Genomic DNA, 21,943 nt, shown 5'->3' with positions numbered 1-21,943 from the left:
GTCCCGCGCCCGGGACCGGTGGCGGGACGCAGACCGCGCCCACGCCCACGACTGCGACCGGTGGCGGGCCGTGGCAGACCACGCCCCCGGTCACCCCTGCTGGCGCGACGGCCGTCGCAGCCACCCCGCCCACCGGTCCCGGCTCCACAGCGCCGTCCACCTGCCGGTGATAGCCGCCCAGCGGTCCGAGGCCGCCCAGATCACCCGAACGGCCGAGCGCGGAGCCACGACCGCTCTGATCCGGGTGAGCCGGTCGGCAGACGCCCGCAGACCGGCTCGTACCGTCTCCACGTCCTCGGCCAGCCCGGTGCTCGCCCGGGGCTCCGGGGCGTACAGGACCTGCTCCACCGCCCCGGCCACCCGGTGCACCGCGGCGGCCGCATCGGGGTCGAGCCGACCCAGCCGCACCACCCGGGCCGCCGCCTTGCGCGGGGTCCGGGAGTCGTCCGGTTCGATGCCGTGGTCCCAGGCCGTGTCGGTGATCTCCTGCCAGGCCGCGAGCGTTCCGGTCGTCGCGTACACCGGTGTGCGGCCCGGTTCGATGCCGTGGTCCAGGCCGGTGGCGGTGGTGCCCTGTTCCGTGGGCGGCGTGCACCCGGTGGAGAGACTCAGCCTGCGCCTGCGTGCCCGGAGCCGCCAGAGCAGCGGCAGGAGAGGCAGCGCAAGGATCACCGCGGCGAGCAGGACCAGACCGGCGACGGTGCTCGTCGGTGTCCCGGAATCCGTCGGAGGCGCCGCCCCCGGTGCCGCCGTGCTGCCGCACTCGCCCTGCTTGCGCATCTGCGCCGGGCAACTGTCCGGGACGGACGGCGCGATCGAGGGAGCCGCCGAGGAGCCCTTCTCGGGCTGGGCCGGGACGTTCGTGTCACCCGCGGGGACGTCCTGCTGGGTGTACGCCGGCGTGCTGCCCCGTGTCGGAGTCGGCTCGAAACGGGTCCACCCGACGCCCTCGAAATAGAGCTCGGGCCAGGCATGCGCATCGCGCAGCCCCACCGAGACCGAACCGTCCGACTGCTCGGTGCCGGGAGTGAAGCCCACCGCGACCCGGGCCGGAATGCCCAGCGTCCGTGCCATCGCGGCCATCGCGAAGGAGAAGTGGACGCAGAAGCCCTGCTTGTCCTTCAGGAACCGGGTGATCGCCGCGCTTCCGGTGCCCGAGTTCACCGAGGTGTTGTAGCTGAAGCCGCCGTCCGAGGCGAAGTAGTCCTGCAGCTTCACCGCCCGCTCGTAGTCGTTGGCGGCGCCCTTGGTCACCCTGTTCGCGGTCTCCTCGACCACCTTCGGCAGGGTGCCGGGGACGCGGGTGTATTCGCGCCGCAGAGCGGCCGGCGCGGGGCCCGCCGCGGCGAGCTGTCCGGCGGTCGGCTCGACCACCAGACTGGTGACCTGGTACTGCGCACCGCGGGTCGTCTCCCCGCGGTCACCGACGAGCGTCCGTCCCACCGGTTCGTACCGCCAGCGCCCGTCGATCTTGACCTCGGTCGCCGGGTAGGGGAGCGGCAGATAGGTCTGCTGGTAGGAGCGGGACGCGGAGATGTTCGACCTGATCTCCGTGACCGCCACGTCCGGGCCGAGGCCCGCCGGATCCGGGAGCCTCTTCGGTACATCCTTCAGACGGCGCGTGGAGGGCCGCCACTCGCTCCCGTTGAACTGGTCCAGGGCCAGAATCCGCAGATAGAAGCCCTGCGGGGCGCCGGCATTGGTGCGGTAGGACATCACCTGCCGGTTCTCCGGCTGGTTCAGGTTGTCCTGCAGCGAGACCAGCGGGTTCACCGCGGAGATGGTGCCGCCGCCACCCTTGCCGCTTCCGCTGCCGCCCGTACCGATCAGCATTCCGCCGTCGAGCGCCGGCAGCGCCGCCGGGACGAGCAGCGAGACGCCCAGCGCCAGCGCGCCGATGCGGCGCCCGGTACGGACCGGGGCCGTCGGCCGGCTGCTCGAAATCGCCGCACCGACCGCCGGACCCCCCGGGGACCTGGCGGCCGCGCCGCTGAAGACCCGCCCCCACTGGGAGAGGCGGTCCCGGCCCTCGGCCAGCAGAAGCAGCAGATAGCCACCGGCCGCCAGCAGGAACCAGAGCCAGTCCGCTCCGCCCTCGGACAGCCCCGCGGCCACCGAGTAGAGCGCGAGGAGCGGCAGGCCGGCCGGGGCCGCGCTGCGGAACGTCACAGCGAGGGCGTCCACGGCCAGCCCGACCAGCAGCACACCGCCGATCAGCATCAGCCGGATGCCGTCCGTCACGGGAGCCGGAGCGGCATACCTGCCGACGTCCTCGGCGCCCGACGTCAGCAGATGCGCGAGCCGCTGGACGGCCTCCGGGCCGGGCAGCAGACCGGCCAGCGCCTGCTTCCTGGCGAACACCACCGTCAGCAGGACCAGCGTGACCAGCGCCTGCGCCGTGACGACCAGCGCGCGGGGCACGGGCGCCCGGCGGACCAGCGCACCCATCCCGCTCTGGACCGCCAGCACGAAAGCGGCCTGCAGGATCCACCCGGCCGGCTCGACCAGCGGCAGCATCGAGGCCGCCGCCATCAGCGTCGCCGCAAAGGCGCACAGCGCCAGCCGACCACGACTGCTCATGACCATCTCCCGGAGAAACCTGTCGTGCCGGCCGCGCCTCCGACGGCGGCGGACTGCGCCGCCACGTCCTGGTGCCCCGCCTGCTGCCAGCAGCGGGCGAGACCGGTCCCGGGCGCCACCGCCACAGCCGTCCAGCCTGATTCCCGCAGCAGCCGCAGCCGCCGCTCGGACGCCGCTTCCGCCCCCGCGGGCAGGACATCGCCCGGCACCCAGGCCGCGCTGTCCAGTACGAACGCGACGGCGCCACCGCTGCGCTGCCGCATCCGCGCCGCCACCGCCGCCTGCTCCTCGTCCAGATCACCGAAGAACGCGATCAGCAGACCCTCGTTGCCGCCGCGCAGCACGTCGTACGCGCGCGACAGACCGCTGCCGTCGGAGTGGTCGACCACCGCCAGGGCGTCCAGCATCAGACCCGCCGAATCGGCGGACTCCTGCGTCGACCCGGCGAAACCGCCCGCGCCCTCGCCCGGAACCGTGTTCCCGTCGTCGGTCAGCAGCCGGACGGCGAAGCCGCGCTCCAGCATGTGCATCAGCGCGGACGCGGCCCCGGACACCGCCCACTCGAAGGCGGAATCGGGCCCCGTCCCCTGGTAGGCGATCAGCCGGGTGTCCAGCAGCACCGTGCACCTGGCCCGCTGCGGCTGCTCCTCGCGGCGCACCATCAGCTCGCCGTAGCGCGCGGTCGAGCGCCAGTGGACCCGGCGCAGGTCGTCGCCGTGCCGGTAGCCGCGCGGAATCACGTCGTCGTCACCGGCCAGTGCCAGTGAACGCTGCCGTCCCTCGCCGTACCCCGAGGCCTCGCCGGCCAGCCGCACCGGCGGCAACGGCTCGGTCCGCGGAATGACGACGAGGGTGTCGTACGCGCTGAACGAACGGGTCAGCTCACACATCCCGAACGGATCACTCAGCCGCAGCTGCAACGGCCCGAGCGGATAGCGCCCGCGCAGATCCGACCGCACCCGGTAGGACACCTCGCGACGGCCGCCCGCCTCCACCCGGTCCAGTACGAACCGGGGCCGCGGCCCGAGCACATAGGGCACCCGGTCCTGGAGCATCAGCAGCCCGGTGGGCATCCGCGACACGTTCTCCATCCGCAGATGAACCCGCGCCTCCGTGCCCGCAGGGACCCGGGACGGCGCGAGCCGCCGGGTGCCCGAGACGCGGTAGCGGGTGCGGACGAGCACCACCACACAGACCAGCGGCAGTGCGGCGAGCAGCAGCCCGACCCGCAGCAGATCTGCCTGTCCGAGCACATAGGCGCAGATCGCCGCGGCGATACCGGCAGCCAGAAAGGACCGCCCACGGGTGGTCAGCCCGCTCAGAGCGGTCCGCAGACCGCCCTTCTCGTCGCCGTCGTCCATCGCGGCCGGCCCCCCGGCGGCCATCACACCCGCCGTGCGCCGGGCTGCTGCCGGCCGTACGCCGGACGGCCCGGCTGGTGCTGGGGATGGACCTGGGTGACGCCACCGCTCGCGGTCGGAACCGGTGTCTGCTGGAGGATCTCCAGCACGACCTGCTCGGCGGTACGGCGGTTCAGCTGGGCCTGTGCCGTCGGCAGCAGCCGGTGCGCGAGCACCGCGACCGCCAGCGCCTGCACATCGTCCGGCAGGCAGTAGTCCCGGCCGCTCAGCGCCGCGGAGGCCTTCGCCGCGCGCAGCAGATGCAGGGTGGCCCGGGGCGAGGCGCCGAGCCGGAGATCGGGATGGCTGCGGGTGGCCCCGACGAGCTCCACCGCGTACCGCCGCACGGCGTCGGCCACGTGGACCGTCCGCACCGCGTCGATCAGCTTGACGATGTCGTGCGCGTGCGCCACCGGCTGGAGGTCGTCGAGCGGCGAGGGACCGCCGTGCACATCGAGCATCCGCAGCTCGGCGTCGGCACTCGGATAGCCGATCGACACCCGCGCCATGAACCGGTCGCGCTGGGCCTCGGGCAGCGGATAGGTGCCCTCCATCTCCACCGGGTTCTGGGTGGCCACCACCATGAACGGGTCGGGCAACTCGTAGCTGTGCCCGTCGATGGTGACCTGGCGCTCCTCCATGGACTCCAGCAGCGCCGACTGGGTCTTCGGCGAGGCGCGGTTGATCTCGTCGCCGATCACGATCTGGGCGAAGATCGCGCCCGGTTTGAATTCGAAGTCGCGCCGCTGCTGATCGAAGATGGACACGCCGGTGATGTCCGAAGGCAGCAGGTCCGGCGTGAACTGAATGCGCCGTACCGAGCAGTCGATGGACCGTGCCAGCGCCTTGGCCAGCATCGTCTTGCCGACTCCGGGGACGTCCTCGATGAGCAGATGCCCCTCGGCCAGCAGTACGGTCAGCGAAAGCCGTACGACCTCAGGCTTGCCCTCGATCACACTCTCCACCGACCTGCGCACCCGCTCCGCGGTCGTGGTCAGATCTGTGAGGCTCGCTCGATCGTCATAGGTCGTCACCCGGCCCTCCTCGGCCCTGCCCCACGCTCACGAGGAGCAGGGGATACCCCATTCACGGGCCGACTCGCGCGCAGCGGTCCGGCCCACCCCGAAACACGGACACCCCATCCGGAAACGTCCGGCGGGATGCCACATGCGCATTCTTGTTGCCGTTACCGCTTCGTGTCACTCGCCTGTGGACAAGTGGGGGCGATATGTCGGTTTCGGTGGGGTTTTCGGTTCCGGAAGGGCGGCATCCGGCCGGTCAGGAGGCGGGGAGGATCTCCCGCAGCAAGCCGGTGGTCACGTCGAAGACGAAGCCGCGGACGTCGTCGGTGTGCAGCAGGAACGGCGAGGTGCGCACACGCTGCATCGACTGGCGTACGTCCTGGTCGGCGTCCTTGTACGCCTCGACCGCCCAGACCGGACGCTGGCCGACCTCCACCTCCAGCTCCTGGCGGAACTCCTCGGTGATCGACTCCAGGCCGCAATTGGTGTGATGAATGAGTATGACGCTGCGCGTGCCGAGGGCCCGCTGGCTGATGGTCAGCGAACGGATCACGTCGTCGGTGACCACGCCGCCTGCGTTGCGGATGGTGTGGCAGTCGCCGAGTGCCAGGCCGAGCGCGTCGTGCAGGTCGAGCCGGGCGTCCATGCAGGCGACCACGGCGACGCGCAGCACCGGCTTGGCGTCCATGCCCGGGTCTTCGAATTCGGCGGCGTACCGGACGTTCGCCTCGACGAGACGATCGGTGACCGTGCCTCCGGTGCGGGCCGGGTCGGCTGCGGGCGCGGATGGCCCGGCGGGGGAGTGCGCGGAAGTCGACATGGATATGACGTTAGCTCCCGCACCTGCACCCGTCGTGCTGTGAGAAGGGACAAAGAACGTCAACGAGACTTGTTGTGAGGTAACCCACAAGCCTCACGATCGTTCGTCCGGGCGGGTGATACAGAGGGCGGGGCGACGCGCAGCCGGGTTGATTGATCGGGAATCGATCGAATGGCAGGGTGGACTAAAGTGACGGGAAGTTACCGACACCCTGCACATTCCGTAGATTTCCCCTGTGTGTGCGGCGTACGTACGGGCCCGGCCCTCTCCCGCTCGCCGGTCGACCGGCGCCCCTTCCCCGGCGCCCGCCGACCTCCCCTTCTGAGCGGGTGGGGACCAGGCCGTACGTGCGGCCACACGGGACCTGAGCCTGAGAGGGCGCATGAGCCAGACCCGACACGTCCCGGTGATGCTCCAGCGGTGCCTGGACCTGTTGGCCCCGGCTCTGGAGGCGCCGGGCCCGCAGACGCCCGTGGTCGTCGACTGCACCCTCGGCCTCGGCGGGCACAGCGAGGCGCTGCTCTCCGCCTTCCCGTCCGCACGGCTGATCGGGCTGGACCGGGACAAGGAGGCGCTGCGGCTCTCCGGCGAGCGGCTCGCCCCGTACGGCGACCGCGCCACTCTGGTGCACGCCGTCTACGACGAACTGCCCGAGGTGCTCGACAGGCTCGGCATCCCGAAGGTCCAGGGCGTCCTGTTCGACCTCGGCGTCTCCTCCATGCAACTGGACGAGGCCGACCGCGGATTCGCGTACGCCCAGGACGCCCCGCTCGACATGCGCATGGACCAGACGACCGGCATCGGCGCGGCCGAGGTGCTCAACACCTATCCGCCGGGCGAACTGGTCCGGATCCTGCGGGCGTACGGCGAGGAGAAGCAGGCCAAGCGGATCGTCTCCGCGATCGTGCGCGAGCGCGAGAAGGAGCCGTTCAGCAACAGCGCCCGGCTCGTCGAGCTGATCCGTGACTCGCTGCCCCAGGCCGCCAAGCGCACCGGCGGCAACCCCGCCAAGCGGACCTTCCAGGCGCTGCGCATCGAGGTCAACGGCGAACTCACCGTCCTGGAGCGGGCCATTCCGGCTGCCGTGCAGAGCCTCGCGGTCGGCGGCCGTATCGCCGTCCTCTCGTACCACTCGCTGGAGGACCGGCTGGTCAAGCAGGTGTTCGCGGCGGGCGCCGCCACCACGGCGCCGCCCGGACTGCCGGTCGTCCCCGAGCGCTACCAGCCCCGGCTGAAGCTGCTGACCCGCGGCGCGGAACTGCCCACGGAGGAGGAGGTCGCCGAGAACCGGCGCGCCGCCCCCGCCCGGCTGCGCGGCGCCCAGCGGATCCGCGAGGAGGAGCGGTGAGCGTCCGGCGGCCGGGAACCCGGAAACCGGTGAGGCGCGGGGCGGCGCGGTGAGCAGACCGGCCGGGCAGTTGAAAGGGCGCGCCGCGCGGCTCGCCCGGCTGATGCCGTCCGGGCCCAGCAACGCGGCCCGTACCCCCTTCGTCCTGCTGGTCGTGGTGCTGCTCGGCGGCGGCCTGATCACGCTCCTGGTGCTCAACTCGGCCCTCAACGAAGGATCGTTCAGGCTGAGCGAGCTCAAGAAACGGACCACGGAGCTCACCGACGAGCAGCAGGCCCTCCAGCACGACGTCGACAACTACTCCGAGCCGGACGCCCTCGAACGGCGCGCCCGCGAGCTGGGCATGGTGCCCGGCGGCAGCCCCGCCTTCCTGAATCCGGACGGCACGGTCCGCGGCGTTCCCGCCGAGACCACCGCCGAGCCCGACCCCGTACCGCCGCGGCCGAAGAGCAGTCCGCCGGCGGCGCCCCCCGCGACCGCGCCCGCCACCGGCGCCCCGCCCCGGACCACCGCCCCGGCCTCGCCCGCTCCGTCGGCACCGGCCGGCCCTCCGGGCGCCGCCGCGCCGCCCAGCACCTCCGCGACCCCGCCCGCCGGGCCGCGTACCCCGGCAGACCAGCCCTCGACGAGCCCCGGCAGGTGACGCAGTGCCGCCCAAGGAACCACCGCGCCGCCGGGTCCCCGGCCCCGCGCGCCCGCGCAGCGCCGCAGGCGGCCAGGGGCGCCCCCGGCCCGCGGCCCGCCGCCCGTCCGCCCCGGCACGACGCCCCCACCCGCCCCGCGGCCGGACCGCGCGCCCCCTGCGGCTCGGCAACCCGCGCCCCCGGCTCCGTCTGGTCAGCGTCGCCCTGACGCTCGTGATGCTGGCGTTCGTCGTCCGGCTGCTCCAGGTCCAGGCCGTCGATGCCAACGCGTACGCGGCCAAGGCCAAGGAGAACCGCTACCTCAGCTACACGATCTCCGCCGAGCGCGGCGAGATCACCGACCGCAGCGGGATCGCCCTGGCCACCAGCGTCGACGCGTACAACATCACCGCCGACCCCTCGATGTTCACGCCCGAGTTCAGCAAGGCCCCCGACGCGCCCCAGCAGGCGGCGGCGCTCCTCGCCCCGATCCTCGGCACCGACGCCACCGAGCTGACCCGGAAGCTGTCCGGGAAGGGCCGCTACGTCGTCCTGGCCCGCCGCCGGACCCCGCAGGTCTGGAACCAGATCAGGGACCTCAAGTCCGTCTTCGCCGAGAAGGCGGGCAAGGACAGGGCGAGCGGCGGCGCGGGAGCCAATGTGCTGACCGGGGTCTTCCAGGAGGCGACCACCAAACGGGTCTACCCCAACGGGGGTCTCGCCGCCGGGATACTGGGATACGTCAACGCCGACGGCGAGGGCGCGGGCGGCCTCGAATCGCAGCTGGACAAGGAGCTCGCGGGCGAGGACGGCAAGATCAGGTACGCCCAGGCCGGCGGCCGGCGGGTGCCCACCGCGGGCACCAAGGAGGTCCCGGCCGTCCCCGGGGCCGACATCGAGCTGACCATCGACCGCGACATCCAGTGGGCCGCCCAGCAGGCCATCACCGACCAGGTGAAGAAGTCCAAGGCCGACCGCGGCTACGTGATCGTCCAGAACACCAGGACCGGCGAGGTCCTCGCCATGGCCAACGCGCCCGGCTTCGACCCCAACGACCTCTCGCAGGCCGACGCGGCCTCGCTGGGCAACGCCGCCCTCCAGGACGTCTACGAGCCCGGCTCCACCAGCAAGCTCATGTCCATGGCCGCCGTGCTGGAGGAGGGCGCCGCCACCCCGGGCACCCATGTCACCGTCCCCAACCGGCTGCACCGGGGCGACCGGCTCTTCAAGGACGACATCGACCACCCCACCTGGTACCTGACGCTCAACGGCGTACTCGCCAAGTCCAGCAACATCGGCACCATCCTGGCCACCGGCGAACTGGGCAGGACCCAGGCCCAGGCCAACAAGGTCCTCTACTCCTACCTGCGCAAGTTCGGCATCGGCTCACCGACCGGTCTCGACTACCCGGGCGAGACCCCCGGCATCCTCGCCAAGCCCAAGGACTGGTCGACCTCGCAGCAGTACACGATCCCGTTCGGCCAGGGCCTCTCGCTCAATGCCATGCAGGCCGCCTCCATCTACTCGACGATCGCCAACGGCGGGGTCCGCGTCGCACCCACGCTGGTACGCGGCACCAAGGGCGCCGACGGCCACTTCGAGGCCGCCGCTCCACCCGGGCGGACCAGGGTGGTCAGCGCGAAGACCGCCAAGTCGCTCGCCGCCATGCTGGAGTCGGTGGTCGGCGACGAGGAGGGCACCGGAACGAAGGCCAAGATCCCGGGCTACCGGGTGGCGGGCAAGACCGGTACGGCCAACCGGGTCGACCCGGTACGCGGCGGCTACCACGGCTACACCGCTTCCTTCGCGGGCTTCGCACCCGCCGACAACCCGCAGATCACCGTCTACTGCGCGATCCAGAACCCGACCAAGGGCAGCTACTTCGGCGGCCAGATCTGCGGACCGATCTACAAGCAGGTCATGGAGTTCGCACTCAAGACCCTCCAGACCCCACCGTCCGGCAGCGAGCCAGCCCGGCTGCCGGTGTCCTTCAAGCCCGGCGAGTGAACTCGGGGAAACCATCCAGTGACAACCATCACGCCCGATCCCGGGAACCGGAACGGGAACCACCGGAACCCCGGCCCCTCGCTTCGCGAGAGGCCGGGTGCGCCGGGTACGCTCACCGCCGTGCCCCACGCTGATCAGTCCCAAACCACCCAGAAGGCCGCCCCTGTGAACTACCCGGGAGCGCCCCGCCCGGACCGGATCGGGCCGACCGCGCTCGGCGAACTGGCAGCCCGGCTGGGAGTCGAGCCGCCGGGAACCGGCGAGGTCACCGGCATCACCCACGACTCCAGGGCGGTACGCCCCGGCGACCTCTACGCGGCCCTGCCGGGCGCCCGCCTGCACGGCGCCGACTTCGCGGCCCAGGCGGCCGACCTCGGCGCGGCGGCGATCCTCACCGACCCGGCGGGCGCCGAGCGCGCCGCCGCCACCGGACTTCCGGTGCTGGTCACCGAGGACCCGCGCGGCCGGATGGGCGAGCTCGCCGCCGAGATCTACGGACGGCCCGGCGCCGAACTCCTCCAGATCGGCATCACCGGAACGTCCGGCAAGACCACCACCGCCTATCTGATCGAGGGCGGCTTCCGCGGCGCCGGGCGCGCCACCGGGCTCATCGGCACCGTGGAGACGCGGATCGGCGACGAGCGCATCAAGTCCGAGCGCACCACCCCCGAAGCCACCGATCTGCAGGCCCTGTTCGCCGTCATGCGCGAGCGCGGCGTCGACTCGGTGACCATGGAGGTCTCCAGCCACGCCCTGGTGCTCGGCCGGGTCGACGGCTGCGTCTTCGACGTCGCGGTCTTCAACAACCTCAGCCCGGAACACATGGAGTTCCACTCCGGGATGGAGGACTACTTCCAGGCCAAGGCACAGCTCTTCACCCCGCGGCGCAGCCGGCAGGGCGTCGTCAACTTCGACGACGCATACGGCCGCAGGCTGATCACCGAGGCGTCCGTCCCGGTCGTCACCTTCTCCGCCGAGGGCCACCCGGACGCCGACTGGCGCGCCGAGGACGTCGAAGTCGGGCCGCTCGGCTCCACGTTCACCGTCGTCGGCCCCAAGGGCGAGCGGATCGCCGCCAGGGCCCCGCTGCCCGGCCCGTTCAACGTCGCCAACACCCTCGCCGCGATCGTCACGCTCGCTGTCGCGGGCATCGACCCGCAGACCGGGGCCGACGGCGTCGCGGCCGTTCCGGGCGTGCCCGGCCGACTGGAGCGGGTCGACGCCGGACAGCCGTATCTCGCGGTCGTCGACTACGCGCACAAGACCGACGCCGTCGAATCCGTGCTGCGTGCCCTGCGGAAGGTCACCGAGGGCAGGCTGCACATCGTCCTCGGCTGCGGCGGCGACCGCGACACGACCAAACGCGGCCCGATGGGCGCCGCCGCGGCCCGCCTCGCCGACACCGCCGTACTGACCTCCGACAACCCCCGTTCCGAGGACCCCCTCGGAATCCTCGCCGCAATGCTCGCGGGCGCCGCCGAGGTGCCCGTCCACGAGCGGGGCGACGTCCTGGTCGACGCCGACCGGGCCGCCGCCATCGCCTCCGCGGTCGCCCGCGCCGAGCCCGGTGACACGGTGCTGATCGCCGGCAAGGGCCACGAGCAGGGCCAGGACATCCACGGCGTGGTACGCCCCTTCGACGACCGCGTGGTCCTGCGCGCGGCCATCGAGCGGTCCCTGGGGCACCGGCGCGCCGAGAGCGCCGACCACCGCGCCCACACCCACGAGAACAACAGTCAGGGATGACCAAGTGATCACCCTTTCCCTCGCCGAGATCGCCGAAATCGTCGGCGGGCAGTCGCACGACATACCCGATCCGGCAGCAACCGTCAGCGGGCCGGTCGTCATCGACTCCCGGGAGGTGAAGCACGGCAGCCTGTTCGTCGCCTTCGCCGGCGAGCGGGTCGACGGCCACGACTATGCGCAGCGCGCCGTCGAGGCGGGCGCGGCAGCCGTGCTGGCCGCCCGCCCCGTCGGCGTTCCGGCGATCGTCGTCGACGACGTCGTGGCCGCACTCGGCGCGCTCGCCCGCACCGTCGTGGGCCGCCTCGGCACCACCGTCGTCGCGCTCACCGGCTCCGCGGGCAAGACCTCCACCAAGGACCTCATCGCCCAGCTCCTCGAACGCAAGGGGCCCACCGTCTACCCGGCGGGCAACCTCAACAACGAGATCGGCCTGCCGCTCACCGCGCTGCGCGCCACCGAGGACACCCGCCACCTCGTCCTCGAAATGGGTGCACGCTACATCGGCGACATCCGCTACCTCACCGGTCTCGTCCCGCCCCGCGTCGGCCTCGTCCTCAACGTCGGCACCGCTCACATCGGCGAGTTCGGCGGCCGCGAGCAGATCGCACAGGCCAAGGGCGAGATGGTCGAGTCGCTGCCCGAGGACGGCGTCGCCGTACTCAACGCCGACGACCCGCTCGTACGCGCCATGTCCTCCCGCACGAAGGCCCGGGTGCTGCTCTTCGGGGAAGCCGCGGAAGCGGACGTACGGGGCGAGAAGGTCCGTCTCACCGACGACGGACGCCCCGCTTTCCAGCTCCACACACCCACCGGGTGCAGCGACGTGACCATGCGCCTGTACGGTGAGCACCACGTGTCGAACGCGCTCGCCGCGGCCGCCGTCGCCCATGAGTTGGGCCTGTCCGCAGACGAGATCGCCGAAGGGCTCTCCGAGGCGGGCACCCTCTCCCGCTGGCGCATGGAGGTCACCGAGCGTCCGGACGGCGTGACGTTCGTCAATGACGCCTACAACGCGAACCCCGAATCCATGAAAGCCGCGCTGCGCGCGCTGGCCGCCATGGGGAAGGGCCGGCGTACGTGGGCGGTGCTCGGCCAGATGGCCGAGCTCGGCGACGCCTCGCTCGCCGAGCACGACGCGGTCGGACGGCTCGCCGTCCGGCTCAACGTCAGCAAGCTCGTCGCGGTCGGGGGCAGAGAAGCCTCCTGGCTGCAACTGGGCGCATACAACGAGGGTTCGTGGGGTGAGGAGTCGGTGCACGTGTCCGACGCACAGGCCGCGGTCGACCTGCTGCGCAGTGAACTGCGCCCGGGAGACGTCGTGCTGGTGAAGGCGTCCCGGTCGGTCGGCCTGGAGCAGGTCGCCATGGCACTGCTGGGGAACGCGTCCGAGGGCGAGGTCTCCGGCCGATGAGGCAGATCCTCTTCGCGGGGGCCATCGGGCTCTTTCTGACCCTGGTCGGAACTCCGCTGCTGATCAAGCTGCTGGCCCGCAAGGGATACGGGCAGTTCATCCGGGACGACGGCCCGCGTACCCACGGGTCCAAGAAGGGCACGCCCACCATGGGCGGTATTGCCTTCATCCTGGCGACGATCATCGCGTACATCGCGGCGAAGCTGATCACCGGCGAGGAGATGCGATTCTCCGGCGTGCTGGTGCTCTTCCTGATGGCCGGCATGGGCCTCGTGGGCTTCCTCGACGACTACATCAAGATCGTCAAGCAGCGTTCGCTGGGCCTGCGGGCCAAGGCGAAGATGGCGGGCCAGCTGATCGTGGGCATCGCCTTCGCGGTGCTCTCGCTCCAGTTCGCGGACAAGCACGGCAACACCCCGGCCTCCGACCGGCTGTCGTTCGTCGCGGACTTCGGCTGGTCGATCGGCCCGGTGCTGTTCGTCGTCTGGGCGCTGTTCATGATCCTGGCCATGTCCAACGGCGTGAATCTGACGGACGGTCTGGACGGCCTGGCCACCGGTGCCTCGGTGATGGTCTTCGGCGCCTACACCTTCATCGGGCTGTGGCAGTTCCAGGAGTCCTGCGTCAACGCGGACACCCTGACCAATCCCAACGCCTGTTTCCAGGTACGCGACCCACTCGACCTCGCGGTCGTCGCCTCGGCGTTGATGGGCGCCTGCTTCGGCTTCCTGTGGTGGAACACCTCGCCCGCCAAGATCTTCATGGGTGACACCGGTTCGCTCGCCCTCGGCGGCGCCCTCGCCGGTCTGGCGATCTGCTCCCGCACCGAGTTCCTGATGGCCATCCTCGGCGGCCTCTTCGTGATGATCACCATGTCCGTGGTCATCCAGGTCGGATCCTTCAAGATGACCGGCAAGCGGGTCTTCCGGATGGCGCCGCTCCAGCACCACTTCGAACTCAAGGGGTGGTCCGAAGTCCTTGTCGTGGTCCGCTTCTGGATCATCCAGGGCATGTGCGTGATCGTCGGACTCGGACTCTTCTACGCGGGATGGGCAGCCGAGAAGTGAGCAACCAGGACTGGCAGGGCAAGCGCGTCACCGTCGCGGGACTCGGGGTCTCCGGAATCCCGGCGGCCAAGGTGCTGCACGGCCTCGGGGCCGTCGTCACGGTGGTCAACGACGGGGACGACGAGCGTTCCCGTGCGCAGGCCGCGGAGCTGGAGGCGCAGGGCATCACCGTGCGCCTCGGCGACGGGGCGACCCTGCCCGGGTCCACCGAGCTCATCGTCACCACCCCGGGCTGGAAGCCCGACAAGCCGCTCTTCACCGCAGCCGCCGAGGCGGGCGTCCCCATCTGGGGCGACGTCGAACTCGCCTGGCGGCTGCGGGGCCCCGGCGCGGCTCCCTGGCTCGCGGTCACCGGCACCAACGGTAAGACCACGACCGTACGGATGCTCGCCTCGATCCTGGAGGCGGCCGGGTTGCGCACCGCCGCAGTCGGCAACATCGGCGTCTCCCTCCTGGACGCCGTGCTCGGCGACGAGGAGTACGACGTACTCGCCGTCGAGCTGTCCAGCTACCAGCTGCACTGGGCGCCCTCGCTGCGCGCCCACTCCGCCGCCGTCCTCAACCTGGCCCCGGACCACCTCGACTGGCACGGCTCCATGGCGGCGTACGTCGCGGACAAGGGCCGGATCTACGAGGGCAACCGCGTCGCCTGCGTCTACAACGCGGCCGACCCGGCGACCGAGGACCTGGTCCGCGAGGCCGACGTCGAGGAGGGCTGCCGGGCCATCGGCTTCACCCTGAACACACCGGGCCCGTCCCAACTGGGCGTCGTCGACGGCATCCTCGTCGACCGCGCCTTCGTGGCGAACCGGCAGAAGCAGGCCCAGGAGCTCGCCGAGGTCGGGGACATCGACCCGCCCGCCCCGCACAACATCGCCAACGCCCTCGCGGCGGCGGCCCTGGCCCGCGCCTTCGGCGTCGAGCCCGCGGCCGTACGCGACGGACTGCGGGCCTTCCGCCCCGACCCGCACCGCATCGAGCACGTCGCGGACGTCGCCGGGGTCGCGTACGTCGACGACTCCAAGGCCACCAACACCCATGCCGCCGAGGCCTCCTTGGCGGCCTACGACCCGATCGTCTGGATCGCCGGCGGCCTCGCGAAGGGCGCCACCTTCGACGAGCTGGTGACCGGGGCCGCCGGGCGGCTGCGGGGCGTCGTACTGATCGGCCGGGACCGGGAACTGATCCGCGAAGCCCTCACGCGACACGCCCCCGAGGTCCCGGTGGTCGACCTCGACCGGACCGACACTGGGGCGATGTCCGAGGCGGTCCGCGAGGCGGCACGGCTCGCCCGGCCGGGAGACACCGTACTGATGGCCCCGGCCTGTGCCTCGATGGACATGTTCGTCAATTACAACAAGCGGGGCGAGGCGTTCGCGGACGCGGTCCGCGCACTCGCCGCCGAGAGCGCCTGACGGGCCCGGCCCCCGCGCCGTACCGTCACGGCCGTCGGCCCTCGCCGGAGGCCCCGGGCACGAGCAGTGGAGGGGACAGCGACAATGCCGGCCGAAGAGAGCTCCGCCGGGCCCCGTGGGGGCCGCTCACGGGCCACCGCGGCGATCAGCCGGGCGCTCACCCCGCCGCTGCTCGCGGGAGCGGCTGCGGGCGTCCCGGCGCCCCTCGGCCCCGCCCTCAGGGTCCGGTCGGCCACCGGCTCACGGCGCCCCTCGGTGCCGCGCTCCAAGGGCCGCTCCACCGGCAGCCCCCGCGCTCCGCGAGGCGGCGTGCGGCGGATGTACGAGCAGGCACGCCGGGCCTGGGACCGCCCTCTGACCGCGTACTACCTGATCCTGGGCGCCGGCCTGCTGATCACCGTGCTCGGCCTGGTGATGGTCTACTCCGCGTCGATGATCAAGGCGCTGGAGCTCGACAAACCGGGCACCTACTTCTTCCGCAAACAGTTCCTGGCCGCCGTCATCGGCGCCGGACTGATGGCGCTCGCCGCCCGGATGCCCGCCAAACTGCACCGGGCGTTCGCCTACCCGCTGCTCATGGGCACCGTCTTCCTGATGGTGCTGGTCCAGGTGCCGGGGATAGGGATGTCGGTCAACGGCAACCAGAACTGGCTCTACCTGGGCGGCCCCTTCCAGCTCCAGCCCAGCGAATTCGGCAAGCTCGCCCTGGTCCTGTGGGGCGCGGACCTGCTCGCCCGCAAACAGGACAAACGGCTGCTGACCCAGTGGAAGCACCTGCTCGTCCCGCTCGTCCCGGTCGCCTTCATGCTCCTCGGGCTGATCATGCTCGGCGGCGACATGGGAACTGCGATCATTCTCACCGCGATCCTGTTCGGACTGCTCTGGCTGGCCGGGGCACCCACCCGGCTCTTCGGCGGAGTGCTCGGCTTCGCCGCGCTGATCGCCTTCGTGCTGATCAAGACCAGCCCGAACCGGATGTCCAGGCTCGCCTGCATCGGCGCCAGCGAGCCCGGACCGGGGGACTCCTGCTGGCAGGCGGTGCACGGCATCTATGCTCTGGCGTCCGGCGGATGGTTCGGTTCCGGGCTCGGTGCGAGTGTGGAAAAATGGGGCCAACTACCTGAACCGCACACCGACTTCATCTTCGCCATCACCGGGGAGGAACTGGGGTTGGCGGGGACGCTGTCGGTACTCGCCCTCTTCGCGGCTCTAGGCTATGCGGGTATCCGCGTGGCCGGACGCACGGAGGACCCCTTCGTGAGGTACGCCGCGGGAGGTGTGACCACCTGGATCACGGTGCAGGCCGTGATCAACATCGGTGCGGTGCTCGGCCTGCTGCCGATCGCCGGTGTCCCGCTCCCGCTGTTCTCCTACGGAGGATCGGCCCTGCTGCCGACCATGTTCGCCGTCGGGCTGCTGATCGCGTTCGCGCGAGAGGATCCCGCAGCGAAGGCGGCCCTGGCCATGCGGAGGCCCGGGGTGAGATGGAAGACGATGAGACGGCGCGTCAAGAAGCGTCCGTCCGGAGAGCGGTGAATTTCGGTGCATGTCGTACTCGCCGGTGGGGGGACCGCCGGCCACATCGAGCCCGCGCTTGCCCTCGCGGACGCCCTGCGCAGGCAGGACCCGACCGTGGGAATCACTGCCCTCGGCACGGAGCGCGGACTCGAGACCAGGCTCGTACCCGAGCGGGGGTACGAACTCGCCCTGATCCCGGCGGTGCCGCTGCCGCGCAAACCCACCCCGGAACTGATCACCGTCCCGGGACGGCTGCGCGGCACCATCAAGGCCGCCGAGCAGATCCTGGAGCGCACCAAGGCGGACTGCGTCGTCGGCTTCGGCGGCTACGTCGCCCTGCCCGGCTACCTCGCCGCCAAGCGGGCCGGAGTGCCGATCGTCGTCCATGAGGCCAACGCCCGTCCCGGCCTGGCCAACAAGATCGGTTCGCGGTACGCCCACGGCGTCGCCGTCTCCACCCCCGACAGCAAGCTGCGCGGTGCCCGCTACATCGGCATCCCGCTGCGCCGCACCATCGCCACCCTGGACCGGGCCCGGGTCCGCCCCGAGGCACGTGCCGCCTTCGGTCTTGACCCCAACCTGCCGACGCTGCTGGTCTCCGGCGGCTCGCAGGGCGCCCGCCACCTCAACGAGGTGGTCCAGCGGGTCGCCCCGCTGCTGCAGCGCTCCGGGATCCAGATCCTGCACGTGGTCGGACCGAAGAACGAATTGCCGCGCGTCGACAACATGCCCGGGATGCCGCCCTACATCCCGGTACCGTACGTGGACCGGATGGATCTCGCGTACGCCGCGGCCGACATGATGCTCTGCCGTGCCGGCGCGATGACCGTCGCCGAACTCTCCGCCGTCGGGCTCCCCGCCGCCTACGTCCCGCTGCCCATCGGCAACGGCGAACAGCGGCTCAACGCCCAGCCGGTGGTCAACGCCGGCGGCGGACTGCTGGTGGACGACGCGGCGCTCACCCCCGAGTGGGTGCAGGGCAACGTCCTCCCGGTGCTCGCGGATCCGCACCGGCTGTACGAGATGTCCCGCGCCGCCGCCGAGTTCGGCCGCCGGGACGCCGACGACCTGCTCGTCGGCATGGTGTACGAGGCGATTGCCGCACGCCGAGGCGCGTGAGGCGGACGGGTCCGGGGGCGGCGCCCCCGGACCCGGCGTAAGGAGCGAGCGTGGCCGGACCGACGACCGCCCAGCGCGGAGCACGGCAGCGGGAGAACTCCCCGGCCCGCCCGCCGCGCCCGCGCCCCGAAGGGCGCAGACTGCCCGGCCGCATGAGGCTGATCCTGATCGGCGTGCTCGTGCTGCTGCTCGCCGCCGGCGCCGTCTGGGCGCTCTACGGCTCCTCCTGGTTCCGGGCCGAAGAGGTCAGGACCACCGGTGTCGACGTTCTGACACCGTCCGAGGTGGAGGCCGCCGCGGCGGTACCGATCGGGGCCCCGCTGATCTCCGTGGACACCGACGCCATCGCCGACCGGTTGCGCCAGAAGTTGCCTCGTATCGATTCCGTGGATGTCGTACGGTCATGGCCGCACGGAATCGGACTTAAGGTGACGGAACGACAGCCGGTCCTGCTGGTCAAAAAGGGCGCAAAGTTCATTGAAGTGGACGCGAAAGGCGTGCGTTTCGCAACGGTGGACAAATCGCCTGGGCGTGTGCCTCTGCTGGAACTGACACCTGATCAGTCCGCGAGTCTGCGCCGCTTCGGCAGTGCCCGGCTGGTGCGGGAAGCGGTCCGGGTCGCGGGCGAACTCCCGGGCGGCGTCGCCAAGGACACCAAGGTCGTACGGGTCACCTCGTACGACTCGATCTCCCTGGAACTCACCCGGGGGCGCACGGTGATCTGGGGCAGCGGTGAAGGAGGTCCGGTGAAGGCGAGAGTTCTCACCGCTCTCATGAAATCCGCTCCCAAAGCGGGACACTTCGACGTGAGTGCACCCACCGCCCCTGCCGTGTCGGGCAGTTGACGCACATTTGGCCTGGCCAGCACCCTGGTTGGTCAGCGCTACGGGTGATCACATAGGGTGAAAAGAAAAACGGGAGGTTCGGCGTGTTCGTTGAACGTGCGCCACTTGTCGACTTAGTGTCCTGTTCGGAAGAGTCCATGAAGCAGACACACTGGTAACCCTAAACTTCAACGTTAGGGTTTGGGTCGGCGTTTCGGACCGTCCCAATCGGCATCCGTCGTCGCGGCGGGACTACCGCGAAGCGACGACACGTAACTCGAGGCGAGAGGCCTTCGACGTGGCAGCACCGCAGAACTACCTCGCAGTCATCAAGGTCATCGGTGTCGGCGGCGGTGGTGTCAATGCCATCAACCGAATGATCGAGGTCGGTCTCAAGGGCGTCGAGTTCATCGCGATCAACACTGATGCGCAAGCCCTGTTGATGAGCGACGCCGACGTCAAGCTCGACGTCGGCCGCGAACTCACCCGCGGCCTTGGCGCCGGCGCCAACCCGGCAGTCGGTCGCAAGGCGGCAGAGGACCACCGTGAGGAGATCGAGGAGGTCCTCAAGGGGGCCGACATGGTCTTCGTCACCGCCGGGGAAGGCGGCGGCACCGGCACCGGCGGCGCACCCGTCGTCGCCAACATCGCGCGCTCGCTCGGCGCCCTGACGATCGGCGTGGTCACCCGCCCGTTCACCTTCGAGGGCCGGCGACGCGCGAACCAGGCGGAGGACGGCATCGCCGAACTCCGCGAAGAGGTCGACACCCTCATCGTCATTCCCAACGACCGGCTGCTGTCCATCTCGGACCGCCAGGTCAGCGTGCTCGACGCGTTCAAGTCGGCCGACCAGGTACTGCTCTCGGGTGTCCAGGGCATCACCGACCTCATCACGACCCCGGGTCTGATCAACCTCGACTTCGCCGACGTCAAGTCGGTCATGTCCGAGGCCGGATCGGCACTCATGGGCATCGGCTCGGCCCGCGGCGACGACCGCGCGGTGGCCGCCGCGGAGATGGCGATCTCCTCGCCGCTCCTGGAGGCGTCCATCGACGGCGCCCGCGGTGTCCTGCTCTCCATCTCCGGCGGCAGCGACCTCGGTCTCTTCGAGATCAACGAGGCCGCCCAGCTGGTGAGCGAGGCGGCGCACCCCGAGGCGAACATCATCTTCGGTGCGGTCATCGACGACGCGCTGGGCGACGAGGTACGTGTCACCGTGATCGCCGCGGGCTTCGACGGCGGACAGCCGCCGACCCGTCGTGAGAACGTCCTGGGCGCGAACTCCGCCAAGCGCGACGAGCCCGCCGCGCCGGTCCGGGCCCCCGAGCCCGTGCGTCAGACCAGTGGGCTGGGCTCCGTGCCCACCCGCGAGGAGCCGCCGGTCCAGGCGGAGCCCGTACCGGTGGTGAGCGAGAACCACCTGTCGCCGATCGCTTCGCCGCACGTCCCGCCGGCCCGTCCTTCCTACCAGGACTCCCAGGCCGAAGAGCTGGATGTTCCGGACTTCTTGAAGTGATAGCTCAGCTCCACGCACGGTCCTCGGCGGGCGGCGCCCACTTCTCCTTCACCGACAGGTGGGGCGGAGTGAGCGCCGCTCCGTACGAGGAGCTCAACCTCGGCGGCGCGGTCGGAGACGACCCCGCCGCCGTTCTGGCCAATCGCGAACGCGCCGCCCGGAACCTCGGTCTGGACCCGGCGCGGGTCGTCTGGATGAACCAGGTGCACGGGCGGGACGTCGCGGTCGTCGACGGGCCGTGGGGAGACGCTTCTGAGATCCCCGCGGTGGACGCGGTGGTGACCGCGCGGCGCGGGCTCCCGCTCGCCGTGCTCACCGCCGACTGCACTCCCGTACTGCTCGCCGACCCGGTCGCCGGGATCGCGGCCGCGGCGCACGCGGGCCGTCCGGGTCTGGTCGCCGGGGTCGTCCCCGCCGTGGTCGAGGTCATGGTCGGGCTCGGCGCCGACACCTCCCGGATCGTCGCCCGCACCGGACCGGCGGTCTGCGGACGGTGCTACGAGGTCCCCGCCGACATGCGCGCCGAAGTCGCCCGGAGCGTCCCGGCCGCCTGGTCCGAGACCAGCTGGGGCACTCCGGCCGTGGACGTCACCGCCGGGGTCCATGCCCAGCTCGAAGCGCTAGGCGTCGAGGACCGGCAGGCCTCGTCGGTCTGCACCCTCGAATCGAGTGACCACTTCTCGTACCGCCGCGACCGCACCACCGGGCGGCTCGCCGGATATGTCTGGTTGGACTGATAGGGCATGACGGACCGTAAGGCTCAACTCGCCGAAAATCTGGCGCGGGTGGAGGAACGCATTGTTTCCGCCTGTGCCGCCGCCGGTCGTGAGCGGGAAGAAGTGACCCTCATCGTGGTCACCAAGACCTACCCCGCGAGCGATGTGCGGATTCTGCATGAACTGGGTGTGCGTCATGTCGCGGAGAATCGTGACCAGGACGCGGCTCCCAAGGCAGCCGAATGCGCGGATCTGTCGCTCACATGGCATTTCGTCGGTCAATTGCAGACGAATAAGGTTCGTTCTGTAGCGAGTTATGCCGATGTCGTGCAGTCGGTGGATCGGACCAGACTGGTCACCGCGCTCTCGGCGGCCGCCGTGCGCGAGGGGCGCGAACTCGGCTGTCTCATCCAGGTCGCACTCGACGCGGAGAGCGGCGAGCGGGGTGACCGGGGCGGCGTCGCGCCGGACGGGATCGAGGAGTTGGCCGCCGCGGTCGATTCCGCGCCGGGGCTGCGGCTCGGCGGTCTGATGACCGTCGCACCGCTCGCCGGAGCGTACGCGGGACGGCAACGGGCCGCCTTCGACCGGCTGATGGAATTCTCATCCCGCCTGCGCGGGAACCATCCGGCTGCGAACATGGTCTCTGCGGGGATGAGTGCGGACCTCGAGGATGCCGTCGCGGCCGGAGCGACACATGTGCGCGTCGGTACGGCGGTACTCGGAGTCCGACCCGGGCTCGGGTAACGTCGCCAAGCAGGTCGGACCACAGCAGAAAATATGGTCATTCCCGCCTATGGCGGGCAGGCCT

Annotated in this window: 17 protein-coding genes; 13 read left to right on the top strand and 4 right to left on the bottom strand. The window is 71.1% G+C overall.

The genetic code is table 11. From position 1 onward, the window contains the following. Positions 1-90: 90 nt before the first annotated feature. The 4 genes from ACFVX4_RS00535 to ACFVX4_RS00520 form a co-directional block, all read right to left on the bottom strand. Positions 91-2,580, bottom strand: coding sequence for a DUF3488 and DUF4129 domain-containing transglutaminase family protein (locus ACFVX4_RS00535; RefSeq protein WP_389970308.1), 2,490 nt, complete (start codon positions 2,578-2,580; stop codon positions 91-93). Continuing rightward, a complete protein-coding gene (locus tag ACFVX4_RS00530) occupies positions 2,577-3,965 on the bottom strand; it encodes a DUF58 domain-containing protein (protein WP_389970305.1) in 1,389 nt (462 codons plus the stop codon). The genes ACFVX4_RS00535 and ACFVX4_RS00530 overlap by 4 nt, the downstream gene beginning before the upstream one ends. Then, the gene (locus tag ACFVX4_RS00525) at positions 3,965-5,014 is read right to left on the bottom strand and encodes an AAA family ATPase (RefSeq protein WP_389970303.1); all 1,050 of its coding nucleotides are present in this window, start codon (positions 5,012-5,014) and stop codon (positions 3,965-3,967) included. Before ACFVX4_RS00525 ends, ACFVX4_RS00530 begins: the two co-directional genes overlap by 1 nt. A gap of 244 nt (positions 5,015-5,258) precedes the next feature. Further along, positions 5,259-5,822: a beta-class carbonic anhydrase gene (locus tag ACFVX4_RS00520; protein ID WP_389970301.1), complete on the bottom strand. Its 564-nt coding sequence runs from the start codon at positions 5,820-5,822 to the stop codon at positions 5,259-5,261. A gap of 382 nt (positions 5,823-6,204) precedes the next feature. Between ACFVX4_RS00520 and rsmH the strand changes: the two genes are divergently transcribed. The 13 genes from rsmH (at position 6,205) to ACFVX4_RS00455 (ending at position 21,879) form a co-directional block, all read left to right on the top strand. Then, on the top strand, positions 6,205-7,170 hold the full coding sequence (gene rsmH, locus ACFVX4_RS00515) for a 16S rRNA (cytosine(1402)-N(4))-methyltransferase RsmH (RefSeq protein WP_389970298.1): 966 nt from the start codon (positions 6,205-6,207) through the stop codon (positions 7,168-7,170). A 49-nt stretch (positions 7,171-7,219) separates the two neighbouring features. Next, the gene (locus ACFVX4_RS00510) at positions 7,220-7,813 is read left to right on the top strand and encodes a septum formation initiator family protein (RefSeq protein ID WP_389970295.1); all 594 of its coding nucleotides are present in this window, start codon (positions 7,220-7,222) and stop codon (positions 7,811-7,813) included. Positions 7,814-7,817: 4 nt separating this feature from the next. Continuing rightward, positions 7,818-9,800: a penicillin-binding transpeptidase domain-containing protein gene (locus ACFVX4_RS00505; RefSeq protein ID WP_389970292.1), complete on the top strand. Its 1,983-nt coding sequence runs from the start codon at positions 7,818-7,820 to the stop codon at positions 9,798-9,800. Between the two features lie 18 nt (positions 9,801-9,818). Further along, positions 9,819-11,546 (top strand): UDP-N-acetylmuramoyl-L-alanyl-D-glutamate--2,6-diaminopimelate ligase, encoded by a 1,728-nt coding sequence (locus ACFVX4_RS00500; RefSeq protein ID WP_389970289.1) that lies wholly within the window; start codon positions 9,819-9,821, stop codon positions 11,544-11,546. A gap of 4 nt (positions 11,547-11,550) precedes the next feature. Next, the gene (murF, locus tag ACFVX4_RS00495) at positions 11,551-12,957 is read left to right on the top strand and encodes a UDP-N-acetylmuramoyl-tripeptide--D-alanyl-D-alanine ligase (RefSeq protein ID WP_389970286.1); all 1,407 of its coding nucleotides are present in this window, start codon (positions 11,551-11,553) and stop codon (positions 12,955-12,957) included. Then, positions 12,954-14,024, top strand: a complete 1,071-nt coding sequence (mraY, locus tag ACFVX4_RS00490) for a phospho-N-acetylmuramoyl-pentapeptide-transferase (RefSeq protein WP_329592953.1) — start codon at positions 12,954-12,956, stop codon at positions 14,022-14,024. Before murF ends, mraY begins: the two co-directional genes overlap by 4 nt. Further along, positions 14,006-15,439 carry a UDP-N-acetylmuramoyl-L-alanine--D-glutamate ligase gene (gene murD / locus ACFVX4_RS00485; RefSeq protein ID WP_389970282.1) on the top strand — a complete coding sequence of 478 codons (1,434 nt, stop codon included), beginning with the start codon at positions 14,006-14,008 and terminating at the stop codon, positions 15,437-15,439. The genes mraY and murD overlap by 19 nt, the downstream gene beginning before the upstream one ends. A gap of 84 nt (positions 15,440-15,523) precedes the next feature. After that, a complete protein-coding gene (gene ftsW, locus ACFVX4_RS00480) occupies positions 15,524-16,975 on the top strand; it encodes a putative lipid II flippase FtsW (protein WP_389970279.1) in 1,452 nt (483 codons plus the stop codon). A 6-nt stretch (positions 16,976-16,981) separates the two neighbouring features. Beyond that, a complete protein-coding gene (gene murG / locus ACFVX4_RS00475) occupies positions 16,982-18,076 on the top strand; it encodes an undecaprenyldiphospho-muramoylpentapeptide beta-N-acetylglucosaminyltransferase (RefSeq protein WP_124718176.1) in 1,095 nt (364 codons plus the stop codon). A 50-nt stretch (positions 18,077-18,126) separates the two neighbouring features. Next, positions 18,127-18,921, top strand: a complete 795-nt coding sequence (locus ACFVX4_RS00470) for a cell division protein FtsQ/DivIB (protein WP_389970276.1) — start codon at positions 18,127-18,129, stop codon at positions 18,919-18,921. Positions 18,922-19,198: 277 nt separating this feature from the next. Next, positions 19,199-20,416, top strand: coding sequence for a cell division protein FtsZ (gene ftsZ, locus ACFVX4_RS00465; protein WP_389970273.1), 1,218 nt, complete (start codon positions 19,199-19,201; stop codon positions 20,414-20,416). Further along, positions 20,413-21,153 (top strand): peptidoglycan editing factor PgeF, encoded by a 741-nt coding sequence (gene pgeF / locus ACFVX4_RS00460; RefSeq protein WP_389970270.1) that lies wholly within the window; start codon positions 20,413-20,415, stop codon positions 21,151-21,153. The genes ftsZ and pgeF overlap by 4 nt, the downstream gene beginning before the upstream one ends. Before the next feature lie 6 nt (positions 21,154-21,159). Continuing rightward, a complete protein-coding gene (locus ACFVX4_RS00455) occupies positions 21,160-21,879 on the top strand; it encodes a YggS family pyridoxal phosphate-dependent enzyme (protein ID WP_389970267.1) in 720 nt (239 codons plus the stop codon). Positions 21,880-21,943 lie beyond the last annotated feature (64 nt).

The organism is Streptomyces sp. NPDC058240 (assembly GCF_042882135.1).
Classification (GTDB): Bacteria; Actinomycetota; Actinomycetes; order Streptomycetales; family Streptomycetaceae; genus Streptomyces.
Note: the sequence above shows the minus strand (reverse complement) of the source record. Positions and strands in the feature narration are given on the sequence as shown.

What these genes read in the sequence shown, in the direction of transcription:
- ACFVX4_RS00535 (WP_389970308.1), bottom strand. Translation starts at nt 2,580, where the DNA reads ATGAGCAGTCGTGGTCGGCTGGCGCTGTGCGCCTTTGCGGCGACGCTG.
- ACFVX4_RS00530 (WP_389970305.1), bottom strand. Translation starts at nt 3,965, where the DNA reads ATGGCCGCCGGGGGGCCGGCCGCGATGGACGACGGCGACGAGAAGGGC.
- ACFVX4_RS00520 (WP_389970301.1), bottom strand. Translation starts at nt 5,822, where the DNA reads ATGTCGACTTCCGCGCACTCCCCCGCCGGGCCATCCGCGCCCGCAGCC.
- rsmH (WP_389970298.1), top strand. Translation starts at nt 6,205, where the DNA reads ATGAGCCAGACCCGACACGTCCCGGTGATGCTCCAGCGGTGCCTGGAC.
- mraY (WP_329592953.1), top strand. Translation starts at nt 12,954, where the DNA reads ATGAGGCAGATCCTCTTCGCGGGGGCCATCGGGCTCTTTCTGACCCTG.
- murD (WP_389970282.1), top strand. Translation starts at nt 14,006, where the DNA reads ATGGGCAGCCGAGAAGTGAGCAACCAGGACTGGCAGGGCAAGCGCGTC.
- ftsW (WP_389970279.1), top strand. Translation starts at nt 15,524, where the DNA reads ATGCCGGCCGAAGAGAGCTCCGCCGGGCCCCGTGGGGGCCGCTCACGG.
- ACFVX4_RS00455 (WP_389970267.1), top strand. Translation starts at nt 21,160, where the DNA reads ATGACGGACCGTAAGGCTCAACTCGCCGAAAATCTGGCGCGGGTGGAG.